This is a genomic window from Mangrovibrevibacter kandeliae (genome assembly GCF_024519155.1).
In the GTDB taxonomy this organism is placed as follows: Bacteria; Pseudomonadota; Alphaproteobacteria; order Rhizobiales; family Rhizobiaceae; genus Mangrovibrevibacter; species Mangrovibrevibacter kandeliae.
On the sequence record NZ_JANIFJ010000001.1, the window covers coordinates 243,751 to 256,930 of the forward strand.

8 protein-coding genes are annotated in these 13,180 nt (G+C 69.2%); 6 read left to right on the top strand and 2 right to left on the bottom strand.

Annotated features, from left to right (window positions below):
• The first annotated feature begins 139 nt into the window (after positions 1-139).
• The 4 genes from NPA30_RS01100 (at position 140) to NPA30_RS01115 (ending at position 4,331) form a co-directional block, all read left to right on the top strand.
• Positions 140-1,234 (top strand): polyamine ABC transporter substrate-binding protein, encoded by a 1,095-nt coding sequence (locus NPA30_RS01100; RefSeq protein ID WP_256800478.1) that lies wholly within the window; start codon positions 140-142, stop codon positions 1,232-1,234.
• A gap of 103 nt (positions 1,235-1,337) precedes the next feature.
• A complete protein-coding gene (locus NPA30_RS01105) occupies positions 1,338-2,492 on the top strand; it encodes an ABC transporter ATP-binding protein (protein WP_256800479.1) in 1,155 nt (384 codons plus the stop codon).
• A complete protein-coding gene (locus tag NPA30_RS01110) occupies positions 2,489-3,433 on the top strand; it encodes an ABC transporter permease subunit (RefSeq protein ID WP_256800480.1) in 945 nt (314 codons plus the stop codon). Before NPA30_RS01105 ends, NPA30_RS01110 begins: the two co-directional genes overlap by 4 nt.
• An 85-nt stretch (positions 3,434-3,518) precedes the next feature.
• On the top strand, positions 3,519-4,331 hold the full coding sequence (locus NPA30_RS01115; protein ID WP_256800481.1) for an ABC transporter permease: 813 nt from the start codon (positions 3,519-3,521) through the stop codon (positions 4,329-4,331).
• 8 nt (positions 4,332-4,339) lie between these two features.
• Here NPA30_RS01115 and NPA30_RS01120 read toward each other — a convergent pair whose 3' ends face one another.
• A complete protein-coding gene (locus NPA30_RS01120) occupies positions 4,340-6,109 on the bottom strand; it encodes an AsmA family protein (RefSeq protein WP_256800482.1) in 1,770 nt (589 codons plus the stop codon).
• Between the two features lie 208 nt (positions 6,110-6,317).
• On the opposite strand from NPA30_RS01120, the gene NPA30_RS01125 reads away from it, so the two are divergent.
• Entirely contained in the window at positions 6,318-8,270 is a 1,953-nt protein-coding gene (locus NPA30_RS01125) for an acetoacetate--CoA ligase (protein ID WP_256800484.1), read from the top strand.
• 55 nt (positions 8,271-8,325) lie between these two features.
• Here NPA30_RS01125 and NPA30_RS01130 read toward each other — a convergent pair whose 3' ends face one another.
• Positions 8,326-12,192 carry a PAS domain S-box protein gene (locus NPA30_RS01130; protein ID WP_256800485.1) on the bottom strand — a complete coding sequence of 1,289 codons (3,867 nt, stop codon included), beginning with the start codon at positions 12,190-12,192 and terminating at the stop codon, positions 8,326-8,328.
• Positions 12,193-12,452: 260 nt separating this feature from the next.
• Between NPA30_RS01130 and NPA30_RS01135 the strand changes: the two genes are divergently transcribed.
• Positions 12,453-12,920: a phasin family protein gene (locus tag NPA30_RS01135; protein ID WP_256800486.1), complete on the top strand. Its 468-nt coding sequence runs from the start codon at positions 12,453-12,455 to the stop codon at positions 12,918-12,920.
• Positions 12,921-13,180: the final 260 nt, after the last annotated feature.

Sequence of the window (13,180 nt, forward strand, 5' to 3'; positions counted from 1 at the left end):
CATCTCGCGTCACGCGCGGCAAAGCGCGACCGCGAGGGCTGGCAATATGTCACGTTCTCGTCGATATTGCGCCGCAGTCGAGCGCGCGCGGCCGGCGCCGGCGCGGAACCGAACCGACCACCGTGAGGGCCCAACGACGATGAAACTGCAGCTTGCCGCATGGAGCGCCGGTGCCGCGCTCCTCGCTCTGGTCTCCGCCGCCCAGGCGCAGGAGCAGGTGGTCAACGTCTACAACTGGTCGGACTACATCGACGAATCGGTGCTGGCGGACTTCACCAAGGAAACCGGCATCAAGGTCGTCTACGATGTCTTCGATTCGAACGAGATCCTGGAGACCAAGCTGCTCGCCGGCGGCTCCGGCTACGACGTCGTGGTGCCCTCGGCCGAATTTCTCGCGCGGCAGATCCAGGCTGGCGTCGTCCAGAAGCTCGACAAGTCGAAGCTGACCAATCTCGGCAACATGTGGGACGTCGTCAGCGAGCGGCTGGCGCAGTATCCCGACATGAGCGACTACTCGGTCAACTACATGTGGGGCACCACCGGCATCGGCTACAACACCAAGAAGGTGGCCGAGGCGCTGCCGGACGCGCCGACCGATTCGCTGGCGCTTGTGCTGGACCCGAAGAACGCCGAGAAGCTCGCGTCCTGCGGCATCGACATTCTCGATTCGCCGAGCGACATCATGTCGATGACGCTGAACTATCTCGGCCTCGATCCCAACAGCACCAACCCGGACGACATCCAGAAGGCCGAGGACGCCCTTCTGAAGATCCGGCCCTATGTGCGCAAGTTCCACTCTTCCGAGTACATCAACGGCCTCGCCAACGGCGACATCTGCGTCGCCCTCGGCTATTCGGGCGACGTCTTCCAGGCGCGCGACCGCGCCGCCGATGCCGGCCAGGGCGTCGAAATCGCCTACTCGATCCCGAAGGAAGGCACGATCATGTGGTTCGACCAGCTGGCGATCCCGGCCGACGCTCCGCATGTCGACAACGCCCACACCTTCATCAACTACCTGATGCGGCCGGAAGTGATCGCCAAGGCGACGAACTACGTCGTCTACGCCAACGGCAACAAGGCTTCGCAGCAGTTCGTCGAGCCGGAGATCCTCGAGGACAAGGCGGTCTATCCGGACCAGGCGACGATGGACAAGCTCTACGTGAAGCGCCCGTACGATGCGCGCACCCAGCGCGTCGTCACCCGCGCCTTCACCACGGTGAAGACCGGCCAGTAAGGCCGGGCAGCCGGCCTCGGCGCCGGCGTGATCCGACGCGGCGCCCGCCGGTGCGGCGGGTGCCGACCCGCCCGCACTCCCGTCCCCGCCTGTCGAGAGGCCGATGGCCGCTGCCCCTCCCAAGTCGCTAGGCAATATCCGCAGAAGCTTCGAGCCCTGGAGCGATCCGGCGGCCAAGCCGCTGATCGAGGTCGACCGCGTCACCAAGAGCTTCGCTGGCTTCAAGGCGGTCGACGACCTGTCGCTCGCCATCCATCCGCGCGAGTTCCACGCGCTGCTCGGCCCGTCCGGCTGCGGCAAGTCGACGCTGCTGCGCATGCTGGCCGGGTTCGAGACACCGACCGCCGGTGACATCCGGCTCGACGGCCGCAGCCTCACCGGTGTGCCGCCGCACCGGCGGCCGGTGAACATGATGTTCCAGTCGTATGCGCTGTTCCCGCACATGAGCGTGGAGAAGAACATCGCCTTCGGCCTCAAGCAGGACGGCATGGCGCGCTCGGAGATCGCCGACCGCGTCGCCGAGATGCTGAAGCTCGTGAAGCTCGGCCCCTTCGCCAAGCGCAAGCCGCAGCAGCTGTCGGGCGGCCAGCAGCAGCGCGTCGCGCTCGCCCGCTCGCTCGCCAAGCGGCCGAAGGTGCTGCTCCTCGACGAGCCGCTGGGCGCCCTCGACAAGAAGCTGCGCGAGGAGACGCAGTTCGAGCTGATGGACCTGCAGCAGGAGCTCGGCCTCACCTTCGTGGTCGTCACCCACGACCAGGAGGAGGCGATGGTCATGGCCGACCGGATCTCGGTGATGCGCGACGGGCGCATCCAGCAGGTGGCGACGCCCGCGGTCATCTACGAGGCGCCGGCGACGCGCTACGTGGCCGACTTCATCGGCAACGTGAACATCCTCGATGGCACGGTCGAGAGCGTCGCGGACGGGCGGGTACGGATCGCAACCGATGCCGGCGCGGTCGAGGTGGAAGGCGCGAACGGCGTGCGGAGCGCCGATCCGGTCGCCTTCGCCATCCGGCCGGAAAAGATGCGCATCAGCCGCACGCCTCCGGAGCGAGCCGACGTCAACGCCCTGCGCGGCGAGATCTGGGACATCGCCTATCTCGGCGACGTGACGCTCTACAACGTCAAGCTGGCGACCGGAAACGTCCTGCGCTCGACCGTCATCAACGCGCATCGGGGGATCGCCGACCCGCTGACCTGGGACGAGACGGTCTGGCTGTCCTTCCCGTCCGACGCCGGCATCGTGCTGACGGCATGACGGCTGTGCCGGACAATTCGCCTGGACAGCGCACCCGCCGGCGCCCGTCGCGGCTGTCGCGCGGTTTCGTCGTCGCCGTGCCCTATCTCTGGCTGCTCTTCTTCTTCCTGCTGCCGTTCCTGATCGTCTTCAAGATCTCCTTCTCGCAGACCGCGATCGCCCAGCCGCCGTACCTGCCGGTGATCGGGCTCGCCGACCTTGTCTCCGGCGGGTGGACCAAGCTCCGGCAGCTGACGATCGACAACTACACGTGGATCGCGGGCGACCCGCTCTACGTGAAGGCCTACCTCTCCAGCCTGAGGATGGCGGCGATCTCGACCGCGCTCGCGCTTCTCGTCGGCTACCCCGTCGCCTACGGCATCGCCCGGGCGCCGCGCTCGATCCGCTCGCTGCTGGTGATGCTGACGATCCTGCCGTTCTGGACGAGCTTCCTGATCCGCGTCTACGCCTGGATCGGCATCCTCAAGAACGAGGGCCTCCTGAACCAGCTGCTGTTGTGGCTGGGGGTGATCGCGCAGCCGTTGACGATCCTCAACACCGACGTCGCGATCTATATCGGCATCGTCTACTCGTACCTGCCCTTCATGATCCTGCCGATCTACGCCAGCCTCGAGCGGATGGACCACCGGCTCGTGGAGGCAGCCAACGACCTCGGCTGTCCGCCGACGCGCGCCTTCTGGGCGATCACCTTCCCGCTGTCGCTGCCGGGCGTGCTCGCCGGGATCTTCCTGGTCTTCATCCCAGCGGTCGGCGAGTTCGTCATCCCGGATCTTCTCGGCGGCTCCTCGACCCTGATGATCGGCAAGACGCTGTGGGACGAGTTCTTCTCCAACCGTGACTGGCCGGTGTCGTCCGCGGTCGCAGTCGTCCTCCTGATGGTGCTGGTGATCCCGATCATGATCTTCCAGCGCCTGCAGGCTCGCCAGGAGGGTGCGGTCTGATGGCGGGGTTCGGCATCGAAGGGGGCGGGCGCCCGCGGACCCCATCGGCAGGCCCTCGCGCCGCCGACGGGAGAGGGGGTGGCCGATGAAGCACTGGAGCGGCTTCAACATCGCCTCGGTCGCGGTCGGCCTTGCCTTTCTCTACCTGCCGATCACCATCCTGGTGATCTATTCCTTCAACGCGTCGCGCCTCGTCACAGTCTGGGGCGGCTTCTCCACCCACTGGTACGGCGAGCTGTTTCACAACCAGGGCCTGATGGACGCGGCGTGGGTGACGATCCGCGTCGCGCTGCTCTCGGCGAGCGTGACGACCGTGCTCGGGACGATGGCGGCGGTGGTGCTGAACCGCTTCCACCGCTTTCCCGGCCGCCTCCTGTTCAGCGGCATGGTGGCCGCGCCGATGGTGATGCCGGACGTGATCCTCGGGCTGTCGCTTCTCCTCCTGTTCGTCTCGCTCGACCTCGACCGCGGGTTCTGGACCGTCGTGCTTGCCCACATCACCTGCACGATGTGCTTCGTCACGGTGGTGGTGCAGTCGCGGCTCGTCAGCTTCGACCGCTCGCTCGAGGAGGCGGCGCAGGATCTCGGATGCCCGCCCTGGAAGGCCTTCTTCCTCGTGACGCTGCCGGTGATCTGGCCGGCCGTCGCGGCCGGCTGGATGCTCACCTTCACGCTGTCGCTGGACGATCTCGTCATCGCAAGCTTCACCTCCGGTCCCGGCGCGACCACGCTCCCGATGAAGATCTACAGCCAGGTGCGGCTCGGCGTGACGCCGGAAATCAACGCGGTCTGCACGATCCTCATCGCGATCGTGTCGCTCGGCGTCGTCGTGGCGGCCCTGGTCAACCGTCGGCAGGAACAGCGCCGCGCCCGGGACGAACGGTTGGCTGCGCAGTAGCGGGCGGGTCAGAAGCTCGAGGATGCGTCCCGCGCGCCGGCCGCATCGAGGCGCACCGTCGGTCCCGGCCAGTCGCCGCTCATGGCGAAGCCGATCGCCGCGTCCGCCTGGGACTTGGCGGCGTCCGCCGGCAGAAAGTTGCCGGACAGGTCGATGCGGCCGCTGTCCGCTTCCACCGTGCCGGTGGCTTCCAGACGGCCGGCCGGACCCTCGAGACGCAGGTTCGGAATGCGCACCGACGTGCCGGACGTCGTGAGGTGGGACTCGAAGCGGGTGAAGGCGATGCCGTCGCCGGAGGCGGCGAGTCCCTTTAGGGGCGCTGGCAGGTTCGTAAGACTGTCGGTGTCGAAGCCCCCGAGGCTGCCGTTCCCGGTCGACACCGTGACGTCGAGCCGATTCTCGCGAATGAAGCTCAGCCAGTCGCTCGCCGGCGCCATGAGGTCGATGCCGACGTCAGATTGGCCGGCGATCGAAAAGCTGCCGGTCTGGGCGACGTCGATCAAGCCGCTCATGTCGATCCCGTTCAGCGCCGCGCTGCCCTTGACGGTGCGCGGCTGCTTCATGGTGTCGATCTGAAGGCGCGCCTGCGCACGCCCTCCGAGCAGGCTGCAGTCGCCGACGTCGACGGTCGCCACCCCGTCCTTGAACTTCACGGTCGCCGCAAGGTCGCTGAGCGGCAGGCGTCCGATCCGCGCGGTCCCGGCCGACAGGCGCACGTCGAGGTCGAGGTCGTCGACGAAGGCGAAGGACAAGGGCCGCTGCAGATCGAGCGGATTGGAGGGCAGGGGCAGCACGGCGCGCCGGAGATCGTCGACGTCCAGGGTGCCGAAGGCCAGGGTTCCGCCGATGGTGGGTCTGCCGTCCCGGGACAGGTCGAATTCGAGCGCACCACGCCCGCTGCTCCTGGCGAGCGTGACCGCTGCGTCGCGCAGCGTGACCCTCGCACCGATGGCGGAAACCTCGCTGTCGATCCCCATCGGCCCCATGTTCGGCAGGGTGCCGCCACGGCTCCCGAGCCAGTTCACCGCGCGGTTGAAGGATGGCGTCTGCAGCGACAGGCGTCCGTCGATCCGGAACGGCTCCGCGAACGCCGCCGTGCCGTCGAAGCTCACCCGCAGCGGCGACGCCGTGCTGTCGATGCGCACGGCGCTGGCTTCGCCGCGCAGAAGCGCGAGCGGCGCGGCGATGCGCAGGTTGATCTCGGTCGGCTGGCCGTTCCAGACGTAGCTGCCCCAGATCCGGCCCGGCTCGTCCGGCGCCGGCCAGGCGATCACGAGGTCGATGTCGCTGATCGGCCGCCCGGAGCCGGTGCGCATCGCGCCGTCGCGGATCTCGATGCGGGTGAGATCGCCGAAGCGCTCGAAGAAGGGGGAGATCACGTCCGACAGAAGACGCGGCGAGGCCGGCGCGTCGACCTTCAGGGCGCGTGCGGCCGCGAACCTGCGGGGCGAGCCGATCTCCGGGCGGATCAGGGTGAGCCGGGTGACGCTCGTGCGCCCGGTGAGCGCGGCCCACAGGTCGAGGTCGGCGACGACACTGTCGACCTTCAGCGCCGATCCCTCGCGTCCGAAGCTCACCTGGGACAAGGTGAGACGGCTTCGCGGCAGGAGCTCGTAGTTCGACGCGAAGCTCGAGCGCAGCGGAAGCCCCGTGAGATCCTGCAGCCGCTGGCGCAGCTCCTCCTGTGCGGTGCCCGATTGCAGAGTGAGGGAGGAGAACCAGGCGATCGAGACGGCCACGATGCCGGCGAGGGCGCAAAGTCCCGCGACAAGGCTCACTCGTCGGCGCACTGTTCTTCCCAAGACGGGACCTTTCCGATGATGCGGGGTGCGGACGTGCGTGGTGCGCCTCTGCCGCCCGCCTCTTGCCGTGGGCTCCTTTTAGCGAGACTCTCGCCGCCACGCAAAGCCATCAGCCGGCTGCCGACTCGCGTCGGAGGGAGGTCGCTGATGGCGAAGGGCTTCGGACACCGGGAAGGCGGTAGAGATGGGCGGACGACTCCTGTGGACTCCCGCGCGCGAGCGGGTCGAGGCGAGCGCTCTGACCGCATTCGCGCGGTCGGTGGCGGAGCGCACCGGTCGTGCGTTCGACAGCTACGCGGATCTGCATCGCTGGTCGATCGACAACCGGGGCGCGTTCTGGTCCGAGGTCTGGGACTTCTGCGGTGTCATCGGAGACAAGGCCGGCGAGGCGTTGCGCGAGGACGGCGCGATGATCGACGCCCGCTTCTTCCCCGATGCCAGGCTGAACTATGCCGAAACCGTGCTGCGGCCGGAAGCGTCGGGCGAGGCCGTCGTCTTTCGCGGCGAGGACAAGGTCGAGCGGCGCCTCACCCATGACGAGCTGCGCGCTCTGGTCTCGCGCCTCGCCCAGGCCTTCCGCGGCGCAGGTGTCGGCATCGGCGACCGGATCGCCGGCGTGATGCCGAACATGCCGGAAGCCTTGGCGGCGATGCTCGCCGCCGCCTCGATCGGTGCCGTATGGTCCTCCTGTTCGCCGGACTTCGGCGAGCGCGGCATTCTCGACCGCTTCGGCCAGATCGAGCCGAAGCTTCTGATCGCCTGCGACGGCTACTATTACGGCGGCAAGACGATCGAACTCGGGACGAAGCTCGCGGCCGTCGCCGCGGCGCTGAAGCCGGCCAAAACGATCGTCGTGCCCTATCTCCAGCAGGCCGAGAGCGTCGCGGGGCGGATCGACGGTGGCATGGCGCTGGGCGACTTTCTCGCGCCGTTCGAGGCGAAGCCGCTGAGCTTCGAGCGCCTGCCGTTTGCCCACCCGCTCTACATCCTGTTCTCGTCCGGCACCACGGGCGTGCCGAAGTGCATCGTCCATTCGGCCGGGGGCACGCTGCTCCAGCACCTCAAGGAACACCGGCTGCACTGCGACGTCCGTGCCGGGGACCGGGTCTTCTACTTCACCACCTGCGGCTGGATGATGTGGAACTGGCTGATGTCGGCGCTCGGCAGCGGTGCGACGCTCTTGCTCTACGACGGCTCGCCCTTCCATCCCGACGGCAACGCGCTGTTCGACTTCATCGCCAGCGAAAAGGCGAGCTTCTTCGGCACCTCGGCGAAGTTCATCGACGCGGTGCGCAAGGCCGGCCTGTCGCCGCGCCGTACGCACGACCTCGACCCGCTGCGCACCATCGCCTCGACGGGCTCGCCGCTGTCGCCCGAGAGCTTCGACTTCGTCTATTCCGACATCAAGGCGGACGTGCACCTCGCCTCGATCTCCGGCGGCACCGACATCGTGTCCTGCTTCGTGCTCGGCGTGCCCTGGCTTCCCGTCCACGAGGGCGAGATCCAGGGGCCGGGCCTGGGGCTGGCGGTCGACGTCTTTGACGACACGGGTCGGCCGCTGCGGGGAGGAAAGGGCGAGCTCGTCTGTACCAGGGCATTCCCGGCGATGCCGGTCGGCTTCTGGAACGACGCGAGCGGCGAGCGCTACCGCGCCGCCTATTTCGACCGGTTCCCGAACGTCTGGGCGCATGGCGACTTCGCGGAATGGACCGACAACGGCGGCATCGTCATTCACGGCCGGTCGGATGCCACGCTCAATCCCGGAGGGGTGCGGATCGGCACGGCGGAAATCTACAACATCGTCGAGCAGATGCCGGAGGTGCTGGAGGCGCTGTGCATCGGCCAGGACTGGGAGGGCGACGTGCGCGTCGTCCTCTTCGTGCGGCTCGCGGCCGGCGCCCGTCTCGACGAGGATCTCGTCCGGCGCATGAAGGGCGCGATCCGCTCCGGCGCCTCGCCGCGCCACGTGCCGGCGAAGATCCTCCCCGTCGCCGACATCCCGCGCACAAAGTCGGGCAAGATCGTCGAACTCGCGGTGCGCGAGGTCGTGCACGGGCGCCCGGTGAAGAACATGGAGGTGCTCGCCAACCCGGAGGCGCTGGCGCTGTTCGCGGAACGCGAGGAGCTGTCCGCCTGAATCGTCCCGGCGCCGGTCCGAAGTGGGACCGGCGCTTGCCGCCCCGTGAGCCGCGCTAGCCGGCCAGGACCCGCTGCGCGGGGAAGACGATCTCCACCAGCGTGCCTTCGCCCGGCTGCGACTGGATGGCGAACCGCGCGCGGTTCGCCTCGACCATCGCCTTGGTGAGCGGCAGGCCGAGCCCGGTGCCGTCGCCCCGGCCGCGGCCGGCGTTCGGCACCTGCTGGAACGGCGTCAGCGCCATTTCGATCTCGCGCTCGCTCATCCCGATGCCGCTGTCGCGGAACCGCAGCACGACCTCGCCCGCCTCGCTTCGGGCTGTCGAGGCGATGATCTGGCCGCCGGATGGGGTGAACCTGATGGCGTTGGACAGGAGGTTCAGGGCGATCTGGCGGATCGACCGGCGATCGGCCATCACCTGCGGCACCGAAGCGGGCAGGTTGGAGCGCACGATCACCCGGTCGCGGTTGGCCTGCGGCTGCATCAGCCCGACGACCTCGGCGATGGTCTCGTTCAGCGACACCGGCTCGAAGTTGAGGTCGGCCTTGCCCGCCTCGATCTTGGAAATGTCGAGGAGATCGTTGACGAGGTCGAGGACGTGGTGGCCCGACTTCTTGATGTCGGCGAGATATTCCAGGTAGCGCTCACTGCCGAGCGGCCCGAAATACTCCGACGCCATGACGTCGGCGAAGCCGATGATGGCGTTCATGGGCGTGCGCAGCTCGTGCGAGATGTTGGCGAGGAAGCGTGTCTTGTGCACGCTCGCCTCCTCGGCCTGGCGGCGAGCCCGGGTGAGGTCCTCCTCGACCTTCTTCCAGTGCGCGATGTCGCGCAGCACCATGCACCAGCCGCAGCCGCCGGGCAGGCCGCCGATGGTGATGAATAGCGGAATGTCGCCGCCTTTCGCGACGCGGCCGACGACCTCGCGACCATCGTTGAGGACGCGCGCCATGCCGCCGTCGCGCAACTGGTCGAGATAGTCGAGGGTGGCGCGCCGGCTCTCGTAGCTGAAAAGCGTCGAGACGTGCCGCCCCTCCACCTCCGCCTCCGTGACGCCGAACAGGGCCTGTGCCGAGCCGTTGGCCGAACGCACATTGCCGTCGTGGTCGAGCAGCAGCACGCCGTCGGTCGCCGTGTCGAGCACCGCCTGCAGCTCCTCAACCCGGCGGCGGGCTCGATCCAGTTCGGGGGATGCAACCGGTTCCTGCGGCTCGACCGTCTTCATCGCGAGAGCGGGGGTGGCCGGCGCACGGATGGACATCAGCAGGCAGGAACGCCCGGCGATCGTCACCCGCTGCATCTGCGCACGCACCCGCGTCAGGCCGTCGTCGGCGCGCCGGATTTCGACGTCGCCGCTCGGGGCCTCCCCGTCTTCGGCCGGCGTCTCGCCGCGTTCGACGAACAACCGGTCGAGCCCGCCTGCGGCCTCCAGCGCGTCGGCGTCGGCAAAGCCGCTGAGCTCGGCGAACGCGCGGTTGGCATAGAGAATGCGCTCACCGGCCGCCAGAAGGACGGCGAGCGGCAGCGCGGCGAAGATCGCCGCGAACTCTTCGGGAACGGCCGGTGCGGCCGGCGCCGGCTCGGGCGCCTCGTCGTCGGTGGCCCCCGGGCGGGGGGTGTTCTGCAGGGCGAGCGGGTCCGGCGTCCCGGTCGAGGGGGACGCGTCGACGGACACATCGCCTGTCGGGATCGCATCCGGGTCACGCCCGCCCGCCGCCACCGCCACCGTCCCCGTCTCCGGTCCGGCCGGAGCCGGCGGCTCGCGCCACCCGGCGAAGGGCTGGTCGGCCGGCGCGGGAAGCGCTGCGTCACCGTACGTCTGGTCGGCGCCGGCAGGCGGGGTCTCGTCGGCGAACGTCGCCACAGGCGGTGCCGATCCCTCGTCCGCGGCCATGCCGACCGCGGTGTCCTCGGCGCCCGGCGCGGCGGCGTTCGATCCGGTCAGGGCTTCGCCGATCTCGCGGAAGGCAGCGGCCTCGGCGAGCGTCAGCGCGGCCTCGCGCATCGGACGGCGGTCGTTCGCCGGCGCGGCTTCGTCGGCAGTCGCCGGCGGTTCGGTGCGACGGCCGAAGGGTGGCGGCGCCGGCTCGGCCGGGAAGCTGTGCAGCACGAGGCCATCCGGTCGCTGGTGGGCCGCCGCTGGGCCCTCGATCGCCGCCCAGGCCTCTTCCGGCGGCTCCTCGAACGGCTGCTGGTAGGGAGCGTCCGCGGCGAGCACGTGGCCGATCCGGTCCGGATCGTCGACGGCATCGCCGAGCCGGACGACGCCGAAGCCGCGGAAGCCGTCGAAGCTGCGGTCGCGGGCGAACACCGGCAGGCCTGCGAGGTCGACGGGGGCGCGGCGCCCGCTGCCCTGCACCGGCCAGAGGATGCTGCGGCCCGACCAGGTGTCCCGGCGCTCGAGCAGGCGGGCGATCTCGCCGTCGGTGTCGAAGCCGAAGACCTGCGCGACGTCGCTGAAGCGACGCCCGATGATGTCGGAGGCTCGCGGGCCGACCGCCGCCTCGAACTCGGGGGACAGCGAGCGGAAGCGGCCGGCCTCGTCGATCTGCCAGACGAAGCGCACCGGCTGCCGCGCGAAGTCGGCCTCGAAGGGGGTGTCGGAGAGCGTGTCGAAGGGCGCCTGTGCCGCGGCCGGATCCATTGGCTCGCGTTCGCTCGAGGCGGGATCTGGCGCCGGCTCGAGCTCCGCTCCGGCCAAGCGCGGAGTGCCTTCGACGACGTCTCGCAGCGAATGATCCGGCGCTGCCGATGCGGCCGGCGCCTCGACCGCCTCCTCGCCCGTTCCAGGATCGGCTGAGGCGGTCGTATCCGCCACCGGCGCTCCGGACGCCTCGATGGCGTCGTCACGGCGGGGGCCAGCAAGCACGGCGTCAGAGGGGTGGGGCGCCGCCCGGTGTGCCGAGGGCTCTTGCGAGACCGGATGCGGCAGCGGCGCCGCATCCCAACGCGAGCGCAGCGGCGGGGCCGGCTCCGGCGTCTCGCGGGTTGCCTCGGCGGACGCCGACGGTGCCGCGGCCGCTTCGGCCCCGGCCTCCGCCTCCGCCTGCGACGCAGGCGACGTCTCGCGGTTCGCAGAGAATTCGCCGGAAGCGGCCGTCGTGCCGGAATCCTCCGGTGCCGGATCGACCGAGCGGTCGCTCGCCTGCCGGTGCCGCCATCGCTCGACCAAGGCACCGATGCCGCCGCTCGGCGCCTGGGGCAGCTTCTGTCGCTTGACCGAGAAGGTCCCGACCAGCGGCCGTGCGTAAGTCGGTGGCGCATCCGACGCGGCCGGCGCTGGAGCGGGCTCCGGGGTCGGCTCCAGCAGCGCGTCGAGGCGCAGGAGCACGACGTCCTCCCCGAGACGCGCGCAGGTCACCGCGTGCCGCTCCACGACGAGTTCGGCAAGGTCGCCGCCGTCACGATCGAAGTCCGCGATGACGTGCTCGAGGTGCGGCAGCTCGGTTGCTGGAAACGCCGCCGTTCCGGCGAGCAGATGGCCGGCGCGGTCGAACAGGGCCGCGGCCTCGCCGGTCATGCCGGCTTCGTCGAGGAACCGTCCGACGGCGTCCGCCGGACGCGGCTCGGCGACGGGCTTGCCGACCGCGAGGATCACATAGGCGTCGTCGTCGGTCCGCTCGAGATCGGCCAGCAGCGGCTTCAGCCCGCCGGAAGCGGTGCGCAGCAGCAGGCGCGCGCGGCCCGTCGACGCGACCTGGCGGCGCGCGCTCGCAATTTGCCGCTCGACGGTGCTCGCTCCGAGCGGTTGCCGAGCGATCGGAAGACGTCGGCCGAGCAGCCGGGCGCCGCTCGTATTGGCCCAGACCACCTCGTCCATCGCCGGCGTCAGGAGCACGAGCGGCATGCCGTCGCCGTTGCGACGGCGCACGTCGCTCCGGGTCATCACCGCCAGTCCTGAAGCGCCGTTGAAGATCGCCATGCGTCGAGGATCCGCTAACCTGCTTGGCCGAAACTCAAGCCGTGCCTTAAGCTTCTGTTAATAATGAAAGCTTCGAGGGGAATCCAGAATCGCGGCCCGTCGAGATCGACGCTTTCCTTCAAAGGTTAATGGAAAGTTAACAGGATCAGCCTATCTTGACCGCATGATGGAGCCGTCTGTGGACGGCCATATCTTTCCGGTCGTCCTGTGACCCGGCAGCCCGTCGGGACCGGCGGCTGGGCCGAAGGCGGGAGTGGACGATGGCTGAGGAGAATTCCGGCGAGCCGGCTGCCGAGTTCAGGACTGCGGCAGACGAGGCGACCGAGGCCGAGCCGGCGGCTGCGGCTGAGGATCGGTTCAGCGCGTACGGTCAGCGCTCGATGATGCAGTCCAAAGAGGTCTATGCGCGCCTTCGTGGTGCGGCCGAGGACGCGTCGCGGACCCTCGAAACCACGATGAAGACGGCCCACCATGGCTCGCTTTCGTTGTCGAAGAAGGCGATGGAGGTGATGCGCAGCAATGCCGAAATGGGGTTCGCCCATATCGACAGCCTGATGGGGGCGCGTTCGCTTGCCGAGGTGATCGAGCTGCAGTCCTCCTATCTGCGGCGACAGGTCGAGATCGCGTCGGACCAGATCAAGGAGATGCAGAGCCTGTCTCAGGCCGTGACTCGCGACGTGATGACGCCGGGGCGCGAGGCCCTGGAGCGGGCAACCCGCAGAGGCTGAGCCTCAGCCGGACGTACCGTGCTGCACCGGGGTGCACTGGCCGATCGCCTGCGGCGAACTGGGTCCGGTATAGTCACACCTGCCGTCATCCGCGAGGGGCGGATCCGCAGTGGCCTCAGGTGATGCCGGCGTCGGGCGGCTGCAGGCTGTCGGAGGCCCTGCCGGATGGCACGAAGGGTCGGTGAGCCCCGATCGCCGGCCCGGCCCTTGCGCCTGCGGGCGAAAGCTTCTAATGGGATGGCCGCGTTTGACGCGATCTT

Coding starts and splice junctions, on each gene's coding strand:
- NPA30_RS01105 (WP_256800479.1), top strand. CDS start 1,338: ATGGCCGCTGCCCCTCCCAAGTCGCTAGGCAATATCCGCAGAAGCTTC.
- NPA30_RS01115 (WP_256800481.1), top strand. CDS start 3,519: ATGAAGCACTGGAGCGGCTTCAACATCGCCTCGGTCGCGGTCGGCCTT.
- NPA30_RS01135 (WP_256800486.1), top strand. CDS start 12,453: ATGGCTGAGGAGAATTCCGGCGAGCCGGCTGCCGAGTTCAGGACTGCG.
- NPA30_RS01110 (WP_256800480.1), top strand. CDS start 2,489: ATGACGGCTGTGCCGGACAATTCGCCTGGACAGCGCACCCGCCGGCGC.
- NPA30_RS01100 (WP_256800478.1), top strand. CDS start 140: ATGAAACTGCAGCTTGCCGCATGGAGCGCCGGTGCCGCGCTCCTCGCT.
- NPA30_RS01130 (WP_256800485.1), bottom strand. CDS start 12,192: ATGGCGATCTTCAACGGCGCTTCAGGACTGGCGGTGATGACCCGGAGC.
- NPA30_RS01125 (WP_256800484.1), top strand. CDS start 6,318: ATGGGCGGACGACTCCTGTGGACTCCCGCGCGCGAGCGGGTCGAGGCG.